Source organism: Streptomyces sp. 12E, from assembly GCF_055633275.1.
The window spans coordinates 1,163,938-1,183,650 of record NZ_JBVNCJ010000001.1; the positions used below are offsets into that span (position 1 = coordinate 1,163,938).

19 protein-coding genes and 1 pseudogene are annotated in these 19,713 nt (G+C 73.0%); 6 read left to right on the top strand and 14 right to left on the bottom strand.

What is annotated here, in order from left to right:
* Nucleotides 1-37 precede the first annotated feature (37 nt).
* From ung to fabG, 4 genes are all read right to left on the bottom strand, one after another.
* A complete protein-coding gene (gene ung / locus ACZ8ZB_RS05490; RefSeq protein ID WP_470736585.1) occupies nucleotides 38-721 on the bottom strand; it encodes a uracil-DNA glycosylase in 684 nt (227 codons plus the stop codon).
* A gap of 97 nt (nucleotides 722-818) precedes the next feature.
* A complete protein-coding gene (locus ACZ8ZB_RS05495) occupies nucleotides 819-2,405 on the bottom strand; it encodes an ABC transporter substrate-binding protein (protein WP_470736586.1) in 1,587 nt (528 codons plus the stop codon).
* Between the two features lie 268 nt (nucleotides 2,406-2,673).
* Nucleotides 2,674-3,432, bottom strand: coding sequence for an SDR family oxidoreductase (locus ACZ8ZB_RS05500; protein ID WP_470736587.1), 759 nt, complete (start codon nucleotides 3,430-3,432; stop codon nucleotides 2,674-2,676).
* Between the two features lie 13 nt (nucleotides 3,433-3,445).
* Nucleotides 3,446-4,207, bottom strand: coding sequence for a 3-oxoacyl-ACP reductase FabG (gene fabG / locus ACZ8ZB_RS05505; protein ID WP_470736588.1), 762 nt, complete (start codon nucleotides 4,205-4,207; stop codon nucleotides 3,446-3,448).
* 291 nt (nucleotides 4,208-4,498) lie between these two features.
* Here fabG and ACZ8ZB_RS05510 point away from each other — a divergent pair, with 291 nt between their 5' ends.
* On the top strand, nucleotides 4,499-5,035 hold the full coding sequence (locus tag ACZ8ZB_RS05510) for an excalibur calcium-binding protein (protein ID WP_470736589.1): 537 nt from the start codon (nucleotides 4,499-4,501) through the stop codon (nucleotides 5,033-5,035).
* Nucleotides 5,036-5,116: 81 nt separating this feature from the next.
* Here ACZ8ZB_RS05510 and ACZ8ZB_RS05515 read toward each other — a convergent pair whose 3' ends face one another.
* Together ACZ8ZB_RS05515 and ACZ8ZB_RS05520 are read right to left on the bottom strand one after the other, a co-directional pair.
* Entirely contained in the window at nucleotides 5,117-5,500 is a 384-nt protein-coding gene (locus ACZ8ZB_RS05515) for a DUF3037 domain-containing protein (RefSeq protein WP_381226355.1), read from the bottom strand.
* Entirely contained in the window at nucleotides 5,497-6,261 is a 765-nt protein-coding gene (locus ACZ8ZB_RS05520; RefSeq protein ID WP_470736590.1) for a HipA family kinase, read from the bottom strand. Before ACZ8ZB_RS05520 ends, ACZ8ZB_RS05515 begins: the two co-directional genes overlap by 4 nt.
* A gap of 195 nt (nucleotides 6,262-6,456) precedes the next feature.
* Here ACZ8ZB_RS05520 and ACZ8ZB_RS05525 point away from each other — a divergent pair, with 195 nt between their 5' ends.
* Together ACZ8ZB_RS05525 and ACZ8ZB_RS05530 are read left to right on the top strand one after the other, a co-directional pair.
* Nucleotides 6,457-6,960, top strand: a complete 504-nt coding sequence (locus tag ACZ8ZB_RS05525) for a Rieske (2Fe-2S) protein (protein ID WP_470736591.1) — start codon at nucleotides 6,457-6,459, stop codon at nucleotides 6,958-6,960.
* Between the two features lie 41 nt (nucleotides 6,961-7,001).
* Nucleotides 7,002-7,472 carry a pyridoxamine 5'-phosphate oxidase family protein gene (locus ACZ8ZB_RS05530; protein ID WP_470736592.1) on the top strand — a complete coding sequence of 157 codons (471 nt, stop codon included), beginning with the start codon at nucleotides 7,002-7,004 and terminating at the stop codon, nucleotides 7,470-7,472.
* Here ACZ8ZB_RS05530 and ACZ8ZB_RS05535 read toward each other — a convergent pair.
* Nucleotides 7,469-8,422: a LysR family transcriptional regulator gene (locus ACZ8ZB_RS05535; protein ID WP_470736593.1), complete on the bottom strand. Its 954-nt coding sequence runs from the start codon at nucleotides 8,420-8,422 to the stop codon at nucleotides 7,469-7,471. The genes ACZ8ZB_RS05530 and ACZ8ZB_RS05535 overlap by 4 nt on opposite strands.
* Nucleotides 8,423-8,497: 75 nt before the next feature.
* Here ACZ8ZB_RS05535 and ACZ8ZB_RS05540 point away from each other — a divergent pair, with 75 nt between their 5' ends.
* The gene (locus ACZ8ZB_RS05540) at nucleotides 8,498-9,466 is read left to right on the top strand and encodes a DMT family transporter (RefSeq protein WP_470736594.1); all 969 of its coding nucleotides are present in this window, start codon (nucleotides 8,498-8,500) and stop codon (nucleotides 9,464-9,466) included.
* A 153-nt stretch (nucleotides 9,467-9,619) separates the two neighbouring features.
* Here ACZ8ZB_RS05540 and ACZ8ZB_RS05545 read toward each other — a convergent pair whose 3' ends face one another.
* On the bottom strand, nucleotides 9,620-10,957 hold the full coding sequence (locus ACZ8ZB_RS05545; protein ID WP_470736595.1) for an aminotransferase class I/II-fold pyridoxal phosphate-dependent enzyme: 1,338 nt from the start codon (nucleotides 10,955-10,957) through the stop codon (nucleotides 9,620-9,622).
* Between the two features lie 35 nt (nucleotides 10,958-10,992).
* On the opposite strand from ACZ8ZB_RS05545, the gene ACZ8ZB_RS05550 reads away from it, so the two are divergent.
* Entirely contained in the window at nucleotides 10,993-11,673 is a 681-nt protein-coding gene (locus ACZ8ZB_RS05550; RefSeq protein ID WP_470736596.1) for a pyridoxamine 5'-phosphate oxidase family protein, read from the top strand.
* A gap of 556 nt (nucleotides 11,674-12,229) precedes the next feature.
* On the opposite strand, the gene ACZ8ZB_RS05555 is transcribed toward ACZ8ZB_RS05550, so the two are convergent.
* The 4 genes from ACZ8ZB_RS05555 to ACZ8ZB_RS05570 form a co-directional block, all read right to left on the bottom strand.
* Nucleotides 12,230-13,186, bottom strand: a complete 957-nt coding sequence (locus ACZ8ZB_RS05555) for a DMT family transporter (RefSeq protein ID WP_470736597.1) — start codon at nucleotides 13,184-13,186, stop codon at nucleotides 12,230-12,232.
* A 225-nt stretch (nucleotides 13,187-13,411) separates the two neighbouring features.
* Nucleotides 13,412-14,392 carry an EamA family transporter gene (locus tag ACZ8ZB_RS05560; RefSeq protein ID WP_470741425.1) on the bottom strand — a complete coding sequence of 327 codons (981 nt, stop codon included), beginning with the start codon at nucleotides 14,390-14,392 and terminating at the stop codon, nucleotides 13,412-13,414.
* 67 nt (nucleotides 14,393-14,459) lie between these two features.
* Nucleotides 14,460-14,993, bottom strand: a complete 534-nt coding sequence (locus tag ACZ8ZB_RS05565) for a Clp protease N-terminal domain-containing protein (RefSeq protein WP_470736598.1) — start codon at nucleotides 14,991-14,993, stop codon at nucleotides 14,460-14,462.
* Nucleotides 14,994-15,171: 178 nt separating this feature from the next.
* A complete protein-coding gene (locus tag ACZ8ZB_RS05570) occupies nucleotides 15,172-15,804 on the bottom strand; it encodes a PadR family transcriptional regulator (protein ID WP_470736599.1) in 633 nt (210 codons plus the stop codon).
* A 580-nt stretch (nucleotides 15,805-16,384) separates the two neighbouring features.
* Here ACZ8ZB_RS05570 and ACZ8ZB_RS05575 point away from each other — a divergent pair.
* Nucleotides 16,385-17,191 (top strand): annotated as a pseudogene (locus ACZ8ZB_RS05575) (PhzF family phenazine biosynthesis protein); the annotation flags it as partial.
* A gap of 20 nt (nucleotides 17,192-17,211) precedes the next feature.
* Here ACZ8ZB_RS05575 and ACZ8ZB_RS05580 read toward each other — a convergent pair.
* Nucleotides 17,212-18,012, bottom strand: coding sequence for a CPBP family intramembrane glutamic endopeptidase (locus ACZ8ZB_RS05580; RefSeq protein ID WP_470736600.1), 801 nt, complete (start codon nucleotides 18,010-18,012; stop codon nucleotides 17,212-17,214).
* Between the two features lie 93 nt (nucleotides 18,013-18,105).
* Nucleotides 18,106-19,623, bottom strand: coding sequence for a glutamate-cysteine ligase family protein (locus tag ACZ8ZB_RS05585; protein ID WP_470736601.1), 1,518 nt, complete (start codon nucleotides 19,621-19,623; stop codon nucleotides 18,106-18,108).
* Nucleotides 19,624-19,713: the final 90 nt, after the last annotated feature.

Consider the following 19,713-nt stretch of genomic DNA (forward strand, 5'->3'; position numbering starts at 1 on the left):
GGGCCGGTGGAACGGCCCCGCACCCGGCGGGGCGGCGTCACCCCAGGTTCGGGACGGTCCAGTCGATCGGCTCGTGGCCCTGCGCGGCCACCGCCTCGTTGATCTGTGTGAACGGCCTGGACCCGAAGAACTTCTTCGCGGACAGCGGCGAGGGGTGCGCCCCCTTGACCACCACGTGCCGGCTCTCGTCGATCAGCGGCAGCTTCTTCTGCGCGTAGTTGCCCCACAGCACGAAGACCGCCGGGTCGGGGCGGTCCGCCACCGCGCGGATCACCGCGTCGGTGAAGCGCTCCCAGCCGCGGCCCTTGTGGGAGTTGGCCTCACCGGCGCGGACCGTGAGCACCGCGTTGAGCAGCAGCACGCCCTGTTCGGCCCACGGCATCAGATAGCCGTTGTCCGGGACGGGCGTGCCCAGCTCGGCGTGCATCTCCTTGTAGATGTTGCGCAGGGACGGGGGGATCCTCACTCCCGGGCGGACGGAGAAGCACAGGCCGTGTCCCTGGCCCTCGCCGTGGTAGGGGTCCTGACCCAGGATCAGGACCTTCACCTTGTCGTACGGCGTGGCGTCCAGCGCCGCGAAGACCTCCTCGCGGGGCGGGTAGACCGGACCGTTCGCCCGCTCCTCCTCGACGAACGCGGTCAGCTCCTCGAAGTAGGGCTGCTGCAGCTCGTCGCCCAGAACCCCGCGCCAGGACTCGGGCAGCATGGCGATGTCGGTCACGTCGATGTCCTTACGTGTGCGGTCGCTTCCAGGACACAGAACCTACAGGCGGCCACTGACAACCGGCCCGGCGGACGGCGGACGGTCGTGTCCGGTTCTACCAGCTGGTCTTCCGGGAGAGTTCCCAGACCATCATGATCGTGGACGGGTCCAGCGCCCGCTCCGCGCCCGAGATGTCCCGGCTCGCCGCCACGTGCTGCCGGCCCTGCCACAGCGGCAGCAGCCGCGCGTCGTCGACGAGGATCCGTTGGGCCTCCTCGAACTGCTTCACCACGTTGCCGCGGTCGCTCTCCCGGCGGGAGCTGGGCAGCAGCTCGGTCGTGATCTCGGTCGCCTCGTAGGGCGTGCCGAGCGCGTTCTGCTTGCCGACGAACGGGGCGATGAAGTTGTCCGCGTCCGGGAAGTCGGGGAACCAGCCGCGCCCGAACACCGGGTACTCGCCCTTCTGGTAGCCCTCGACGTACGTCTTCCAGGGGCGGCTCTTGAGCGTGATGTCGAACAGCTTCGACGCCTCCAGCTGCCGCTCGAGCTCCTTGAACTCCAGCGCGGTCTCGGAGCCGTAGCGGTCCGTGGTGTACCAGAGGGTCAGCGGGACCGGCTCGGTGATCCCGGCCCCGGTGAGGATCCGCCGGGCCTTGGACGCGCTGGGCTCGCCGTAGTCGTCGAAGAAGCCGGTGGTGTGCCCGGTCAGGCCCTTGGGGACCATGGAGTACAGCGGGTCGACGGTGTCCTTGTAGACCTTGTGCGCGATCGCCGCGCGGTCGACGACCTGGGCGACGGCCCGGCGCACCTCCTTCTTGCCGGCCCACGGGTCCTTCGGGTTGAACACCAGGTAGTTGATGTCCGTCCCGGTGCCGTCGATCAGCTGGAGCTCCTCCTCCTTGGAGGTCCTGCCCTGCAGACCGATGATGTCGCCCGCCGCCAGACCGCGGTAGGTCAGGTCGATCCGGTCGTCCCGCAACGCCTTGACCATGGTGCCGGAGTCCTGGAAGTAGCGGATGGTCACCGCGTCGTTCCGGCGTTCGGCGAAGCCCTCGTAGCGGTCGTTGCGGGTGAGTTCGGCCTCCTCGCCCTCCTTGTACGACCGGAGGGCGTAGGGGCCCGAGCCGACGACGCCGTCGTCCTCGCGCAGGGCGTCGGCCGGGTAGGCGCCGGGGGCGACGATGGACATCGCAGGGGTGGCGAGCACGAACGGGAAGGTGGCGTCCGGCTTGTTGAGGTGGAAGACGACCTCGCGCTCACTGGGCGCCTGCACCCGTTCGAGGCTGCCCAGCAGACCGGCCGGACCGCCGTTGACGTTGATCCGCCGGATCCGGTCGATGGAGTGCTTGACGGCCTCGGCGTCGAGGGTGCTGCCGTCGGAGAACGTCATCCCCTCGCGCAGCTCGCAGCGGAACACCTGGTTGGAACCGTCGGAGAACCCGCAGCTCCTGGCGGCGTCCGGCTGGGGGGTGGACGCGCCGACCGGGTAACTCAGCAGGGTCTGGTAGATGTTGCGGAAGAGCTCCCAGGAGCTGTCCCAGGAGGCGGCGGGATCCAGCGTGCTGGGCGAGCTGGTGGTTCCCACGACGATGGGGCCCTCGTCGTCCGAGGCGTCGGACGACAGGATGCCGCATCCGGTCACCAAGGACGATATGGACGCGATGGCCGCCACCCGCCGCAGGCATCGGTTCCGGTTGAACACGCGCACGCTCCTCGATCCGCCGTCCCAAGAGTCGGCAGACCATACCGCAGTGCTCGCCCCGTTGACCCCCCTCTGTGCGGCCCTTGAGATCAACTCCCCGATGACTACGTTGTCACGCACCGTCGCGGCCCCGATACGCCGACACGGGCGCCGTTTTCGTCAACGGACGCCCGTGTCGGATCGCCGGAACGGAGGCCCCGCGCGGACGATCACGTCACCCGCGCGGCACGCGGGACCGTCCCTCGCGGCGCTCCCGTCGCACCGCGGGTCAGCTGACGCCGGCGTTCAGGAAGACGCCGCCGTCGACGACCAGGGTCTGGCCGGTGACCCAGTCCGACTGGTCCGAGGTGAGGAACGCGGCGGCACCGCCGATGTCGGAGGGCACGCCGAGCCGGCCCAGCGGGTAGCCCGCGGCGGCCTCCGCCTCCCGGCCCTCGTACAGCGCCTGCGCGAACTTGGTCTTCACCACGGCCGGGGCGATGGCGTTGACCCGCACCCCGGGCGCGAACTCGTGCGCCAGCTGCTGGGTCAGGTTGATCAGCGCGGCCTTGCTGACGCCGTAGGCGGCGATGAACGGCGAGGGCGCGAGGCCCGCGACGGAGGCGATGTTGACGATGGCGCCGCCGTTGTCCTTCTGCCAGGCGTGCCAGGTCTTCTGCGCGAAGCCCAGCGCCGAGATCACGTTGGTCTCGAACACCTTGCGCGCCACGTTCAGGTCGAGATCGGCGATCGGCCCGAACACCGGGTTGGTGCCGGCGTTGTTGACCAGGTAGTCGACGCGGCCGAAGGCCTCCATGGCACGCTCGACGGCGAGGGCCTGGTGGGCCTCGTCGTGCGCCTTGCCGGCGACGTACACGGCCCGGTCGGGACCGAGCTTCTCGACGGCCTCCTTGAGGGCGTCCTCGCCCCGGCCGGTGATGCAGACCCGGTCGCCGCGCGCGACGAGGGCCTCGGCGACGCCGTAGCCGATGCCGCGGCTGGCGCCGGTGATCAGGGCGACCTTGCCCGAGAGTTCCACAGCAGTCATGTTCCCGGTCTTCCTAGTCGAGCGGTCCGCCGGCGACGTACAGCACCTGGCCGGAGACGAAGCCGGCCGCCTCGCCGGTGAAGAAGGCGATCGCGTTGGCGATGTCCTCGGGCTCGCCGACGCGGGCGACCGGGATCTGGGTGGCGGCGGCGGCCTTGAAGTCGTCGAAGCCCATGCCGACGCGGTCGGCGGTGGCCTTGGTCATCTCGGTGGCGATGAAGCCGGGGGCGACGGCGTTGGCGGTCACGCCGAACTTGCCGAGCTCCTTGGCGAGGGTCTTGGTGAAGCCCTGGAGGCCGGCCTTGGCCGCCGAGTAGTTGACCTGGCCCCGGTTGCCGAGCGCGGAGGAGGAGGACAGGTTGACGATGCGGCCGAAGCCCGCATCCACCATGTGCTTCTGGCAGGCCCTGGACATCAGGAAGGCGCCGCGCAGATGCACGTTCATGACGGTGTCCCAGTCGGAGACGCTCATCTTGAACAGCAGGTTGTCACGCAGCACGCCCGCGTTGTTGACGAGGATCGTGGGCGCGCCCAGCTCCTCGGCGATCCGCGCGACGGCCGCTTCGACCTGCGCCTCGTCGGAAACGTCGCAGCCGACTGCGATCGCCTTGCCGCCGGCGGCGGTGATCTTCTCGACGGTGTCCTTGCAGGCGGCCTCGTCGAGGTCGAGCACGGCGACCGCGCGGCCCTCGGCGGCCAGTCGTACGGCGGTGGCGGCGCCGATGCCGCGCGCGGCGCCGGTGACGACCGCGACCCGCTGCTCAGTGGTGGACATTGCTGCTTCTCCTCGCGCTTGGGATGCGGCTCCTGCGGCCGGACCGGAATCGGTGAGCGACCGCTTAGTACCTTCAGCAGACGTGACGCTAGAAGCCCTGGCACCCGGTGTCAACGGCACATCGCACGCGTGTGATCCATTCCCCGCGCCGGGGCCCCTTCCGCCTGCCGTGGCCCTCTCGCGCCCGGCGCCCGCGTGGAGCACCCGATCGGATCAGTGCTGCGCGCCCTCGCGCCGGACGGCCCCTAGCGTCGAAGCACGAGCCACCCGCGACCGGAAAGGAGGCCCTCCGTGCACCGTCGCACCGGTGTCATGGGCACGCTGATCGCGCTCGCCGCGATCGTGCCGCTGGCCGATCCCGCTCACGCCCAGGACCTGGACTGCGGCGACTTCACCTACCAGGAGGACGCGCAGGCTTTCTTCGACACGGACCGGAACGATCCGCACCGGCTCGACGAGGACCCGGGCCCGGACGACGGAGTGGCCTGCGAGGCGCTGCCCAGGCGCGGTCTCATCTCGCCCACCTTCCGTCCGGCCCCCTCCGCCCCGGCGCCGGCCCGGCCGCCGTCGCCGTCGACCGCTCCGCCCACCCGGTCACCGGCGCCCACGGCCCTCGCGCCCACCCGGACCGCGACCCCCACCTCCGCGCCGACGGCACGGACCGTGCCCGCGGCCCCCACCTCCGTCGCGCCGACGCGCGGCGTGCAGGGCGGCCTGGGCGGCTCGTCGGGGTCCGGGCCCAGCGGCTGGGACCTGGGCATCGGCGCGACGTTCGCGACGGGTGCCGTGGCCGCGGCCGGTTACCTGGTGAAACGCCGCCGGGCCTGACGGGCGTGGGCGGCTGCGGGCGGCCGGTCGCGGCCGCGGACCGCCCGCAGCCGCCCACGCCCGTGTCAGGTCCGGCGGCCGTCAGCGCACGAGCAGGTCGAGCAGTCGTTCCACCTCCGCCGCCGGATCGGCGGTGAGCCCGGTGTGCACGGGGCCGGGCTGGACGATGGTGGACCGGGGAGCGATCAGCCAGCGGAAGCGCCGCCCGGCGTCGTCCCTCGCCGCCTGCCCGGCCGCGTCCCCGCCCGCACAGACGCCTTCGACGGCGCGCAGCGCGGCCCGCACGCCGGGCAGGTCGGCCTCCGGGTCGAGGGCCAGCAGCCGCGCCTCGTCGAGATGGGTGCGGGCCGCGACGAACGACTTGGGGCGGCAGTACACGAGCACCCCGGCGTTGACGCACTCACCTCGTTCGATGCGCGGTACGACCCGCAGCAGCGCGTACTCGAAGACGTGCCGGTCGCTCACTGGTCCCCCTGGAGGCCCTGGATGTGCTGGTGGACGGTGGCCGCGCGGGCGATCAGCGGCCGCGCGTAGGCCGACCGGAGTGCGTCCGGGGTGTCGAAACCGGGCTCGCCGGTCAGCCAGGGGTCGGGGATCTCCGCGGTGACCTCGGCGAGCAGTTCCTCGGTGACCTGAGGCGCGAGCCGGGCCGCGGCGGACGCGATGTCCGGCGCGAACGGCTTCAGGGCGTGGTCGGAGGCGTCGTAGGGGCGGGCGGCGGAGGCCGCCGCGCCGGGCCAGTGGTGATGCCAGATCATGGTCGCGCCGTGGTCGATGAGCCACAGTTCGCCGTGCCGGCGCAGCATGTTGGGGTTGCGCCAGGAGCGGTCGACGTTGTTCACCAGCGCGTCGAACCAGACGATCCTCCCGGCCTCCTCGGGGCTCACTTCGAAGGCGAGCGGGTCGAAGCCGAGGGCGCCGGAGAGGAAGCCCATGCCGAGGTTGGTGCCACCGCTGGACTTCAGCAGCTGCTGCACCTCCTGCTCGGGCTCGCCGAGCCCCAGCACGGGGTCGAGCTCGACGGTGACCAGGCGGGGAACCCTCAGTCCCAGCCGGCGGGCGAGCTCCCCGCAGACGACCTCGGCGACCAGCGTCTTGCGCCCCTGTCCGGCGCCGGTGAACTTCAGCACGTAGGTGTCGAGGTCGTCGGCCTCGATCAGTCCCGGCAGCGAGCCGCCCTCGCGCAGCGGCGCGATGAAACGGGTCGCGGTGACTTCCTTGAGCATCGCACCAGGCTACTGGCGCGTCTTTGCGCGTCGGAGGCGGCCCGGGAGGGACGGCCCGCGGCCGACAGCGAAACGACAGCCGTGGTTTACGCCCGTCCGACCGCGGACAGGTCAGGCTCTCGGCATCGCATGAACGGCGCGGGCCCGCTGACCGTACCTCTCGACAGATCACACATCCCCGGAAGGAACACCGGTATGACCAGCGCATCGTTCACGTCCTCCCCTACGGGACCCACCCGCCGGACCGTCGTGGCGGCGGCCGGAGCGGCGGGCCTCGCCGTCGCGCTGACCGCGTGCGGAGGCTCCGACGACGACGCGCCGGGCTCCTCCGTGGGCTCCGGCTCCGCCGGCGGCCCGTCGGACGAGGGCGGCACCAGCGGCGGAGGGCCGGGCGGCGGTGACAACGCCGGGGCCGACCCGCTCGCCTCGACCGCCGACATCCCCGAGGGCGGCGGAAAGGTCTTCGCCGACCGTGAAGTGGTCGTCACCCAGCCGACGGCGGGCGAGTTCAAGGCGTTCTCGGCGACCTGCACCCACCAGGGGTGCGCGGTGAAGAGCATCGCCGACGGGGTCATCAACTGCCCCTGTCACAACAGCAACTTCTCCATCACCGACGGCAGTGTGCAGAGCGGTCCGGCGACCAAGCCGCTGCCCGCCGTGGAGATCACGGTGAGCGGGGACTCGATCACCCTCGCCTGAGCCGCCGGCACCGGGCACGACACGAGAGACGAAAGGGCCGTATGACCGCCACGCAGCGCCGGGGCCGGAAGATCATGATGACGCCCGGTGAGCTGGACGACTTCCTCACCGTCCAGCGCACCTGCCGGGTCGCCACGGTGTCCGCCGACGGCGCACCGCACGTCAGCACGCTCTGGTTCGCCTGGGACGGCACCTCGCTGTGGCTGTACTCCGTGGTGCGCAGCAGACGCTGGGCGGATCTGCGGCGGGACCCGCGGGTGGCGATCGTGGTCGACACGGGCGAGGAGTACGACGAGCTGCGCGGCGCGGAGCTGTCCGGGCGGGTGGAATGCGTGGGCGAGATCCCGCGCACCGGCGAACCGCACGCGGAACTCGACGTGCCGGAGACCTTGTTCGCCCGCAAGAACTTCGGCCTGGACGAGATGCCGCACGACGGCCGGCACGCCTGGCTGCGCCTGACCCCGGAGAAGGTCGTGTCCTGGGACTTCAGGAAGCTGTCGACGCTGTCCTAGTTCTCTGCGTTCTCTGCGTTCTCTGCGGTCTCTGCGTTCTCCGTGCCTTCCCCGACCCGCTCCCCCGCCGCCCGCAGCGCCTGCACCGCCGCCCGGATCGACGGGCGGCGGTCGGCGTCCGCGCGCCAGACGACGAAGACGTGCCGTCGTACGCGCTGCCGGAGCGGGACGGTCACCACCCCGTCGGGCAGCGGGTCGCGGCCGAGCAGCGGGGCGATGCAGACGCCGAGCCCCGCGGCGACCAGGCCCAGCTGGGTGTGGCTCTCGGCGGCGCGGTGGCCGATGACCGGCTCGATGCCCTTGGAGCGCAGGGTGAACATCAGCCACTCGTGGCAGAACTCGCCCTCGCCCCAGGTGATCCACTCGTCCTCGGCGAAGTCGGCGAGGTCCACCTCGTCGCGGTCGGCGAACCGGTGGCCGGCCGGAAGCGCCACATCGGCCGGGTCGTCCAGCAGGGGCGCCTTGACCAGGCCGTCGGGCAGCGGCATCGGCTTGTTGTACCAGTCGAGCAGCACCGCGAGATCGAGGTCCCCGCGCACCACTCCCCGGACGCCCTGCTCCGGCTCCTGCTCTCGGGAGCGCACCCGCAGCGCGGGATGCCGCTCGCGCAGGGCCCGCAGGGCCACCGGGAACAGTCCCCGCGCGGCGGTCGGGAACGCCGAGACCCGCAGTTCGCCGGCGACCTGTCCGCGCTGCGCCTCCAGGTCGGACTGGGCCAGCTCGACCTGGGAGAGGATGCGCGCCGCGTGCTCGGCGAGCAGCCGGCCCGCGTCCGTGAGCCGGACCCCGCGTCCGTTCCTGGCCAGCAGCCGCTGACCGACCTCGCGCTCCAGCTTGGACATCTGCTGCGAGACGGCCGAGGTCGTGATGTGCAGGCCCTCGGCCGCGCCGCTGACCGAGCCGTGCCGGGCGAGGGCATCGAGGGTGCGCAGGCGCTCCAGGTTCAACATGTAAGCGATGCTACGAGATACCGCGTGCGAAATCTCGATTGTGCTACGAGATGGACGTCCCGCATCGTTGCGTCCATGAGCAGCGTCACCACGACCACCACCACGCCGGCCCCGACCGGCCCTGCGCCGGAACGCATCCGCCCCCGCCTGGACTGGCGGCTGCGTTTCGGCGCGCTCTCCCTGATCTGGGGGTTCAGTTTCCTCCTCATCAAGGTCGGCACCCAGGGCTACGCGCCCTTCCAGGTCACCCTCGGCCGGCTGGCCTTCGGCACCGCCGTCCTGGCGGTGGCGATGGTGGTGCGGCGGGAGGGGCTGCCGCGCGGTGCGCGCACCTGGGGTCATCTCGCGGTCGCGGGGTTCCTGCTGAACGCCCTGCCGTTCTCGCTGTTCGCCTTCGCGGAGCTGACCATCCCGTCCACGCTGGCCGGCATCTGCAACGCGACCTCGCCGCTGTGGGGCATGGCCCTGTCCCTCGTGGCACTGTCCGAGGACCGGCCGACCCGGGTGCGGGTGGCGGGGCTCGGCGCCGGTTTCCTCGGGGTGCTGACCGTGCTGGGCGCCTGGCAGGGCTTCGAGGGCCTGGACGCGCGCGGCACGACGCTGGCCCTGCTGGCCTCGCTGAGCTACCCCGTCGGCTGGATCTACGTCCGCCGCACCCTGGCGGGCAGCAGCCACTCGAACCTGTCCCTGACCGGCGGCCAACTGCTGTTGGCCACGGCCCAACTGGCCGTCGTCACCCCGTTGTTCACCACCCCGCCGACCCGTCTCGCCGTCGGCCCGCTGCTGGCGATCGCCGCGTTGGGCACGCTGGGCACGGGGCTGGCCGTGCTCATCCAGTACGGTCTGGTCGCCGAGGTCGGCCCGACGACCGGTCAGATGGTCACCTACTTCGTCCCGGTGATCGCCGCCGCGGCCGGCATCGTCCTCCTCGGCGAGACGCTGACCTGGTCGACACCGGTGGGCGCGGCGATCGTCCTGGCGGGCGCGGCACTCACCCAGGTGAGGCCGAGAAAGCCGGCGCAGCCCCGGCGGCGACCCACGTGACCGCGCCCGCCCGTGCCGCTGGGGCGGCCCGGGCGGGCGGTGGGGGTACCTCCCGCTCGAGCGAAGCCGAAAGGGGGGAGGCATCCCGCCGGCGCCGGGCTGCGGAGCACCCCGCCCGGCCCTCACCCGCACCACCCGGCGGCCCGCCCCGCCTCAGGCATATGTCCGCACCGGCTCCCCGGCCGGGCCGAGCGCCGCCGCGACCGTCTCGGCCAGGGGCTCGATCTCGTCCTCGGCGAGCGTCGAGACCGTGACGCGGATGCCCGGCGGCGCGTTCATGCGGAAACGGGCGCCGGGGGCAACCGCCCAGCCGGCGTGCAGCAGGCGGGCGACGACGCCGGTCTCGTCGGGGACCGGCACCCACACGTTCATGCCGCTGCGTCCGTGCGCCGCGATCCCGCGCCGGGCCAGCGCCCCGATCAGCGCGTCCCGGCGCCGCCCGTACCGCGCGGCCACGGCCGCCGGGTCCACCGCGCCCTCGCTCCACAGCCGCACCACCGCGCGCTGGACGATCCTGCTCACCCAGCCCGGTCCGAGCCGTTGCCGTCCGCGCACCCGGTCGAGGGTGACCGCGTCCCCGGTGAGCACCGCGAGCCGCAGGTCGGGGCCGTACGCCTTGGCCGCCGAGCGCACGAAGGCCCAGCTACGGGTGGCACCCGCCAAGGCGTGCAGCGGGAGGTCGACGATGTGGTGCCCGTGGTCGTCCTCGACGAGCAGCGTCTCCGGGTGACCGGCGAGCACCGTGCGCAGCGCACGCGCGCGTGCGGCGCTCAGCGCGGCGCCGGTCGGGTTCTGCGCCCGGTCCGTGACGATCAGGGCCCGCGCCCCGTCCGCCAGCGCCTTGCGTACGTCGTCGGGCGACGGGCCCTCGTCGTCGACCCCGACGGGGACGGTCCTCAGTCCCAGCGCCGGGACCAGATCCAGCAGACTCCCCCACCCCGGATCCTCCACCGCGACCGCGTCCCCGGGTCTGAGGTGCGCCACGAGCACCCGTTCCATCGCGTCCAGCGCGCCCGAGGTGACGGCGACGGGCCCGTCGGGAACGCCGTCGGCGTCCAGCCCGGCCCGCGCCAGCCGCACCAGCTCGGGCTCCACGGGCGCGTGCCCGTACAGCACCGGCTCCCGGTCGCCCGCCCCGGCCGCCGCCGCGAACACCCCGGCCAGGGCGGGCAGCAGCGCGGGATCCGGGTTGCCCTCGGACAGGTTCCGCACGCCCGGCGGGACCTCCACCCGGATGAGTTCACGCGTGGTGGTGGCCGGCTTGGACCGCACCCGGCTTCCCCGCCGACCCGCGGTCTCGATGACCCCGCGCTCGCGCAGGGTCCGGTACGCGGCGGCCACGGTGTTCGGGTTCACTCCGAGCCGCTCCGCCAACTCCCGCATGGGCGGCAGTGGTTCACCCGGCCGCAACGCCCCGTCCCCCACCGCGCGCTCGATGCTCGCGGAAATCTCCGCTGCGCGCCGTCCACTGATCCGATACTCTCCTAGCACAAAGCCAATTATGCACTAGTACAATGGAGAGCGCCATGCAGGGGAACCCGCAGCAGCGGCCCGCCGCCACCTACCCGCCCACCGAGCGCACCGTCCCCACCCGCTCCCCCGACCGTGCCGCGTACGACAAGGAGCTGGTGCACGCGATACTCGACGAGGGCTACGTGTGCCATCTCGGCTTCGTCCGGGACGGTGCGCCGGTGGTGCTGCCCACGCTGTACGGCCGGGTCGGCGAGCGCCTCTACGTCCACGGCTCGACCGGCTCGCGCCCGCTGCGCGCGGCGGGCCAGGCCGACCCCGGCCTCCCGGTCTGCCTGACCGTCACCCACGTCGACGGGCTGGTACTGGCCCGCTCGGCCTTCCACCACTCGATCAACTACCGCTCCGTGGTGGTGCACGGCACGGCGTACGACGTGACCGACCCCGAGGAGAAGCGGCAGGCCCTCGACGCCCTGGTCGATCACGTCGTACCGGGCCGCGCCTCCGACTCCCGGCCGGCCAGCAAGAAGGAGTTGGCCGCCACGGCGGTGATCCGCCTCGACCTGAACGAGGTCTCCGCCAAGCTCCGCACCGGCGGCGTCAACGACGAGCCCGAGGACCTCTCCCTCCCCCACTGGGCCGGCGTCGTCCCGCTGCGCAAGGGCTACGACACCCCGCTCGCCGACCCGGGCCTGGCGCCCGGCACCGAACTGCCCGGCTACCTGGCGGTGCTGTGATGCCGGTCCACCCCCCGGGACGCGCCCCGCGACGACGAGGAGTGGCAGCGGTAGCCGGCCGTGCACGACTTCGGACGGCTCGCGGTCAGCGGTCCGCCGGGGGACCGCCGCACGTCCAGCCCCGCACTTCACCCACGACGCGGGGCGAGGTGCTCACCCGCCTGGCCCGGCGCCCCGCCCGAGCCCGGTGCCCCGACGAGCCTCTGCGCCTCCGTCCGACTGTGCTGCCGCGCCCCTCTCGTGGACGACCCGGAGCAGAAGGCCGCGCTCCTCGACCGCCAGGCCGGCCGCTTCCAGCCGGAGGACGACTCCGCGCGGGCGGCGACGGGCGGGGCCCCGCACGGCGGGCTGCTGCCCGGGATCCGCGGACTCCGGCTCGAAGTGACGGGTGTACGGGCGAAGTCCACGCACGCGGGCAAGCGGTACGGGAGCGCATCGCGGCCGGACCGGCGGACCGGGACGGCGCACATGACGCGGCGGCACGCGCGCACGTCCTGCGCCGGCAGCCGGTCCGACCCGGGACCGGGGCCCCCTTCGTGGACGGGTCACCGCGCCCTCACACCGGCACCGTGTCCGGCTCCTCCTCACGGGCCCGCGCGCCCCGCACCTCGCCCATCGCGAGCCCCGCGACCGAGCCGAGCATCAGCAGGGTGCCGGCCAGGGTGGCCGTCGTGAGCCGCTCCCCGAGCAGGGCGACCGCGAGCACCGCCGCGCTCACCGGCTCCAACAGCATGATCACGGACACGGTGGCCGACCGCACGACGGCCGCGCCGGCGAAGTAGAGGCCGTACGCGAGCGCCGTCGGCACGGAGGCGACATATGCCAGCAGGCACAGCAGCGCGCCGGGGGTGTCGGTGTGCGGCACCAGCCCTTCGACCGCGGCGAAGGGCAGCAGCACCAGGCTGGTGACGGCGAACGCCCCCACCGTGGTGCCTGAGGAGTCCACGGCGCCGCCGCGCCCCCACCACCGGGTGAGCAGGGTCATCGCCGAGTAGCCGGCCGCGGACAGCAGGGCGAGCAGCACACCCCGCGGATCCACGGTCGCGCCCCCGCCGCCGAGGACGAGCACGACGAGTCCGGCGAGCGCGCCCACGACGGCGGCCAGTCCGCCGCGCCCGAGGCGCTCCCCCAGGGTCAGTCGCGCGCCGAGCGCGATCAGTACGGGGCCGGCGCCGAGGGTGACGACGGTGGCCACGGCGAGTCCGGTGGCGGAGACGGCCGCGAAGTAGGCGGTCTGGAAGACCGCGAGCCCGATGCCGGTGGCTCCGGCCCGCAGCGCGCGCCGGCCGAACGGCTCGGGGGCGGCGATCCGGGCGCGCCGCGACAGCGGCCGGGCGGCGAGCAGCAGCACCAGGCCGGCCGCGCAGCGCCAGAAGGACAGGGCGACGGGGCCCATGTCGCTGGTCCGGTAGACCAGTGACGCGACGGCCCCCGCGGTGCCCCAGGCGGCACCGGCGACGATCAGGTAGAGGAGGCCTCGCCCGACGGGCAGGCCCAAGGCGGCGTTCGACACGTGTTCTCTCCGCAGATGCGCGCACCACGCGCGTCTGCGCGGGCGCGGGAGTTCGGGAAGGGATCCCGGATCAGGCCCCTGCGGGGCCTGACCGGCAGGATCCGCGGACTTCGTCCGCGGGCGGCGCCGATCCGCCCGGCGACCGGCCGGGCGGATGTACCGGAGGGCCCGCCTCAGGCGGCCGGAGGCGGAAGAACACGTGCGCGCGCAGGCATGACCGGCACCCTAGGCGGCCGTTCCCGGCGTGGACAACTCCTTTTCGGGTCCGCCGCTCGCCACGGGCTTCCCCGAGCCCGTCGCCGGTGCCGATGACTGGGCGATGAAAGCGCCCGTCAGGACCACCGCGCCGCCCACGATCTGCGGTGCCGACAGGTGCTCGCCGAGCAGGATCCAGGCGAGGACGGTGGCGATGACCGCCTCCAGACAGGCCACGACGCCGGCGACCTGCGGCGAGAGCCGGCGCACCGACACCACCCCGGTGACGTACGCGGCCACCGTGGCGACGAGGACGATCCAGGCCAGCAGCACGAAGGCGGCGACCGGGGTGCCGTCCATCTCCGCGCTGCCGGTGAGCACGGCCCACTCCATGGACCAGGGGCGGGCGACGACGGTCAGGACGGCGGCGCCGATCAGCAGCCCGTAGGCGATCACCCCGAGCGGATCGGGGACCTCCTCGCCGTCGCTGCCCTGGTCGGACAGGACGAAGTAGCCGACCTGGCAACAGGCCGCGCCGAGCGCGAGCAGCAGACCGAGCGCGTCGAAGCCGAGGCCCGCCCACACCTCCACGACACAGGCGAGTCCGCCCACCGCCAGGACCACGCCGACCGCGGCGGCCCGGGTCACCGGCCGCCGCTGCACGAACCGCACCCAGCCGAGCACGAGCGCGGGCGCCAGGTACTCGACCAACAGCGCGACCCCGACGGGGATGCGGGAGATCGCTGCGAAGTAGCAGGCCTGGACACCGGCCACGGCGAACAGGCCGAACCCGGCGAGCAGTCCGGGCCTGCGGCGCAGGAGTCCCCGGTGGCGCACCGCCAGCGGCAGCATGACGAGCGCCGCGCCCGCCACCCGCAGCCACACGACGTGGAGCGGGTCGAGACCCGCCTCGATCAGCGGCTTGGCCGCCACACCGGACCCCCCGAAGGCCAGCGCGGACAGCAGCGCGAGGCCGAGTCCGACGCCCTTCCGGTGGTCGCTCGGGGTCATCACAGAGGTAGGCACCGGCACATGATGTCAGGCCCTGACAGGAGCGTCACCCCTCATGACACCTGTCTCAACGACTGGACGGCGCCTCGAGCCGGGCGGACAGTGCACGGGGATCGATTCCGGCGCGTTCGAGGACCTCGACGGCACGCGCCCGCGGGTCCACGACGATCGCCGCGAGCAGGTCCGTACCGCACGCCGGGCCGTGGCCGCGACGGGCGGCGCGCTCGCGGGCGGCCTCCATGCAGCCCGCGGCCAGCGGCGAGAGGCCCGCGGCCTCGGCCGTCACGGGGACGCCTCCGGAGTCCTCGACCGCTCCCTGCCAGCGCAGGCCGTAGCCGATGCTGCGCTGGACCAGGTAGCCGAGCAGCCGGACGATCCGGGGCCCTTCGCCGAAGACGGCTCTCACCTCTGCGTCGGACTCCAGGAGCGAGTGCAGCAGATGGGCGGTGTCGATCTGGCGGTCCCCGTCCCGGACCGCCCTGCGCCGGGCACCGGTCACCACCGCTGCCAGCTCGGCGCCGAGCCCGACATCGTTCTCCGCGCGGTGGACGCCCTGCTCCTGGAGTTCCTGGGCCTGTTGCCGGGGGATACGGGGTTGCACGTCCCCATCCCATCAGTCCCGCGGGCCCGGGGCGTCCCCGGCGGGAAGCATCCCGGCGTCCCGCGGGAAGTGGACGCCCCGGGCCGGAATCTCCTCCTCGCGAAGGAGATCAGGGTGTTTTCATTCGAGGGGCGCGCGCCGGTTCGCGCCGCGCCCCCACCTGTCCTCACCGACTCCGTCAGTCCTCGTCCGCGAGGATCAGGTACAGCTTCTTGCGGGTCTCGTTGATGACGGCGAGAGCCTTCTCCCGCTGCTCCTCGCTGCCCGTCTTCCAGACCTGCCCGAAGGCCTCCATCAGACCGAAACCGGCCTGCCGGATCTCGTTCAGCGCCTCCCAGTCGACCCCGCGCGAGGCCTCCTCCCAGGGAGCCTCGGGGCCTTCCCCGGCCGCCGAGCGGCCGGCGTCGGTGAGTGAGAACAGCTTCTTCCCGCCCTCGGACTCGCTGACGATCAGCCCCTCGTCCTCCAGCAGCTGAAGGGTGGGGTACATCGAGCCGGGGCTGGGCTTCCACGCCCCGCCGCTGCGCTCGGCGATCTCCTGGATCATCTCGTAGCCGTGCATCGGACGGTCCTTCAGCAGGGCCAGGATCGAGGCCCGTACGTCGCCGCGCCGCGCCCTCCCCCTCGGCCCGCCACGCCCCCGCCCGCCCCAGGGGCCGCCGTGCCCGAAACCCGGACCGAAGAGACCGCCGGGACCACCCGGACCCCCCGGCCCGAAGGGCCCGAAGGCCGCCCGCAGCCGCTCGAAGTCGCCCCGGCCGCCGTACGGGCCGCCGTGACCGTGTCCGTGCTCGTGACCATGAGCGCGCATCGCAACCACTCCGTTCCGTCATTGACCTGTCGCGATGCTTCAACGATATATCGTGACCGTTCGTCCGGCAATCCCTCGTCCGGCCGGGCAGGACCCGCGCCCGGCTGAGTTCACCTGCTGCCGCGGACAGCCGACGGACAGCGTGCCGGTGTGATCGATGACGAGCCCTCCGTGCGGACGGCGGTCGCGGAGCGCGTCCGACGAGCGCACCGAGGTGCCGCATTCGACCTCGCCCACGCCCCGAAGGAGTCGGCGAGCACCACCCGGATGCCGATCGGGACGTACCGCGCGCCGGATCCTCGCGCCGGCGATGATCACAGCGTGGCGCCGGGACCGGGACGACCGGTTCCCGGACGGGCGCCTGCCGGGCACGGAGTGGCTCAGCCGGATCCGGACGGCACGAGGGCGCAGCGGCTTCGGCACCCACGGCCGATCACGGACCCTCGGGGTCGCGGCCGGCCGGCCGCCGATGCCTTCGCGCGCTCCTCGCCTGGCCTGGCCACCGGCGGCCCCGGCGACCAGGCCACCGCACGCGCGTGGGCATTGGCCCGCGGCCTCACCCTGCCCGTACGGTCAGGCCATGCGGATTCGAATCGTCGACGCCTTCACCGACCGGCCCTTCGCCGGCAACCCCGCCGGAGTGCTGCTGCTCGACGCCTTCCCGGACGACCCCTGGCTGCAGAACGTCGCCCTGGAGGTCAATCACGCCGAGACGGCCTTCGCCCACCCGCTCCCGGCGGGCGGCGAGGCCGACTGGGCACTGCGCTGGTTCACGCCCGTCACCGAGGTCGCGATGTGCGGCCACGCGACGCTGGCCACCGCGCACGTCCTGCGCACCACCGGCGCGCACCGGGGCCCGGTGCGGTTCGCCACCCGCAGCGGCGTCCTCATCGCCACGCCCGGTGAGGACGGCGCCATCACCCTGGACCTCCCCACCGCCCCGCTCACCGCGGTCGACGTTCCCGAGGGCGTCGCCGAGGCGCTGGGCGCCCGGCCGCTCACGGCGTTCGACACCGGCCCGGACATCGGGGACCTGCTCGTCGAGGTCGCCGACGAGCGGACCGTCCACGCCCTGCGGCCCGACATCAAGGTCCTGGCCGCCCACTCCGAGCGCGGCGTCATCGCCACCGCCCGCGCCGAGAACCCCGCCCTCGGCTACGACTTCGTCTCCCGCTGCTTCTTCCCGAACGTCGGTATCGACGAGGACCCGGTCACCGGCAGCGCGCACGCCGCTCTGGCTCCCTACTGGTCCGAGCGCCTCGGCCGCTCGGGCCTCACCGGCCTGCAGGCCTCACCGCGCTCCGGCCGCGTCCGCACCGAAGTGCGCGGCGAGCGCACCCTGCTGAGCGGCCGGGCCGTGACGGTCATCGAGGGTGACCTGCTGGTCCGACCCCCTGTGCCGCTGCCTCACGCCGTCGGCAGCCAGTCCACCTTGCCGGCCAGCAGCGCGTATCCCACGAACGCGCCGATGTCGAGCAGCGTGTGCGCGACCACCAACGGCCCGACGCGCCCCCAGCGCCGGTAGAGGTACACGAACACCACGCCCATCACCATGTTCCCGATGAAGCCGCCGATGCCCTGGTAGAGGTGGTACGAACCGCGCAGCACCGAGCTGCCCGCCATCGCGGCACCCGGGGACCAGCCCAGCCGGTCGAGCCGGCGCAGCAGGTAGGCGAGGACGATGACCTCCTCGACGATCGAGTTCTGCAGCGCCGAGAGGATCAGCACGGGGTACTTCCACCACACCTCGGGCAGCGCCTCCGGCACCACGGTGAGGTTGAAGCCGAAGCCGCGCGCGGCCAGGTAGAAGGCGATGCCGCTGCTGCCGATGACCGCCGCGACCGCCGCTCCGCGGCCGAGGTCCGACCAGGGCCGGGTGCGGTCGAAGCCGAGAGTGCGCAGCCCCGCGCCCTCACGCAGCAGGAAGTGCGCGACCAGCGCGACGGGGACGAGAGCCGTGGTGATCCCGAAGAGCTGCCAGGCCAGGTCCAGCCAGGGGCGGCCCGGCGCCGCCGAGGCGTTGAGGGTGGCCGCCTGGTCCTTCAGGCCGCCCGGTTCGGTGACCGAGCCGACGAAGCTGATCAGGGCCGACACCCCGCTCGCGCCGAGCGACAGCGCGAGCACGAGCAGTGTCTCGTCGCGGAGCGTCGTCCGCGAGGGTCCCCGCTCAGGATACGAATCGGCCCCCGGGCCCGCCTCCGCCTGCACGCCTGCCTCCACATCACCGATCGGTCCGATCAGTATGAGGGCAGCGGCCGCACGCCCGGCCGGGGGGCCGTGCGGGGGCGGGCCGTGAGGGGGTCAGGCCGTCGGCACCGGTTCCGGCAGTCCCACCGGCCAGCTGTGCACCGGATCGCCCTGCTGCATCAGCTCCCGGTAGCGGAGGGTGGTGGCGGCCAGGGCGGCCTCCCGGCCGAGGCCCAGGTCGAGGGCCCGGTGGAAGGTCGCGGCCTGCCAGGTCGCGCCGTTCACCCTCCGCCGGCACCGCTCCTCGATCACCCCGAGGTACCGGTCGCGGTCGGCGGGTTCGATCCCCCACGCGTCCAGCCCGGCCTCGGCGAGCGGCAGCAGTTCGTCCCGTACGAGGGTGACCGCGTCCACCTCGCCCAGACCGCCGAGGCGGCCGCGCCGGGGCCAGGTGAGGCGGGCGTCGATGCCGTCCTTGCAGGCGGCGTCGAAGTTGGCGGCCGCGGCCTCGAACGGCAGCCGGGTCCACACCGGCCGGCTGTCCTCGGCGAGGGCGCGGACCACGCCGTAGTAGAAGGCCGCGTTGGCGACGACGTCGGTGACGGTGGGGCCTGCGGGCAGCACGCGGTTCTCCACGCGCAGGTGGGGGACGCCGTCGACGACGCCGTAGACGGGACGGTTCCAGCGGTAGACGGTGCCGTTGTGCAGGACGAGTTCGGCCAGCGTGGGGACTCCGCCCCGGTCCAGCACCTCGTGCGGGTCCTCGTCGTCGCAGATGGGCAGGAGGGCCGGGTAGTAACGCAGGTTCTCCTCGAACAGGTCGAACGCCGAGGTCACCCAGCGCTCCCCGAACCAGGTACGCGGCCGGACGCCCTGGGCCTGGAGCTCGGGCGGGCGGGTGTCGGTGGACTGCTGGAACAGCGGGGGCCGGGACTCGCGCCACAGTTCGCGGCCGAACAGGAAAGGCGAGTTGGCGCCGACGGCGATCTGGGCGGCGGCGACGGCCTGGGCCGCGTTCCACACACTGGCGAAGCGCTCCGGGGTGACCTGGAGGTGCAGTTGCACCGAGGTGCAGGCGGCCTCCGGGGCGATGGACTTGGAGGTGCAGCTGAGGCGCTCGACGCCGTCGATGTCGAGGGTGAAGTCCTCGCCGCGCGCGGCCACGATCTGTTCGTTGAGCAATGCGTAGCGGTCGACGTCGGAAAGATTCGAGGAGACCAGGTCGTCCCGGTCCAGCGTCGGCAGGATGCCGATCATCACGATCCCCGCGTCCACCTCACCGGCTTTGCGGTCGGCGTACGCGAGCGAAGTGCGCAGTTCCTCGTCGAGCCGGTCGAATACCCGCCCGCCCAATCGGTGGGGGGCGATGTTCACTTCCAGATTGAACATGGCGAGTTCCGTCTGGAAGTCCCTGCTGGCGATCCGTTCGAGGACTTGGGCATTCAACATTCTCGGCATGCCGTCGGCACCCGCGAGATTCAATTCGATCTCCAGCCCCATGAAGTTCTTGGGGCGGTCGAACCGCTTCTCCGCCAGGAGTCGCTCCAAGCCCGTCAGACAACTGCGGAGCTTCTCGCGATAGCGCTGGCGATCGGACAGGTCGAACTGACCTGCCACGACCTTCTCCCCCATCGGAGCGTCCTTCCTCGCACGGGCGGACCGAAAATCGTCCGCCGGGGTCCCGGTCCACAGGCAAGGATGCCCCGCCGATGCGATCGATAA

Coding starts and splice junctions, on each gene's coding strand:
- ACZ8ZB_RS05500 (WP_470736587.1), bottom strand. CDS start 3,432: ATGACTGCTGTGGAACTCTCGGGCAAGGTCGCCCTGATCACCGGCGCC.
- fabG (WP_470736588.1), bottom strand. CDS start 4,207: ATGTCCACCACTGAGCAGCGGGTCGCGGTCGTCACCGGCGCCGCGCGC.
- ACZ8ZB_RS05520 (WP_470736590.1), bottom strand. CDS start 6,261: ATGCTCAAGGAAGTCACCGCGACCCGTTTCATCGCGCCGCTGCGCGAG.
- ACZ8ZB_RS05525 (WP_470736591.1), top strand. CDS start 6,457: ATGACCAGCGCATCGTTCACGTCCTCCCCTACGGGACCCACCCGCCGG.
- ACZ8ZB_RS05530 (WP_470736592.1), top strand. CDS start 7,002: ATGACCGCCACGCAGCGCCGGGGCCGGAAGATCATGATGACGCCCGGT.
- ACZ8ZB_RS05535 (WP_470736593.1), bottom strand. CDS start 8,422: ATGTTGAACCTGGAGCGCCTGCGCACCCTCGATGCCCTCGCCCGGCAC.
- ACZ8ZB_RS05540 (WP_470736594.1), top strand. CDS start 8,498: ATGAGCAGCGTCACCACGACCACCACCACGCCGGCCCCGACCGGCCCT.
- ACZ8ZB_RS05550 (WP_470736596.1), top strand. CDS start 10,993: ATGCAGGGGAACCCGCAGCAGCGGCCCGCCGCCACCTACCCGCCCACC.
- ACZ8ZB_RS05560 (WP_470741425.1), bottom strand. CDS start 14,392: ATGACCCCGAGCGACCACCGGAAGGGCGTCGGACTCGGCCTCGCGCTG.
- ACZ8ZB_RS05570 (WP_470736599.1), bottom strand. CDS start 15,804: ATGCGCGCTCATGGTCACGAGCACGGACACGGTCACGGCGGCCCGTAC.
- ACZ8ZB_RS05585 (WP_470736601.1), bottom strand. CDS start 19,623: ATGGGGGAGAAGGTCGTGGCAGGTCAGTTCGACCTGTCCGATCGCCAG.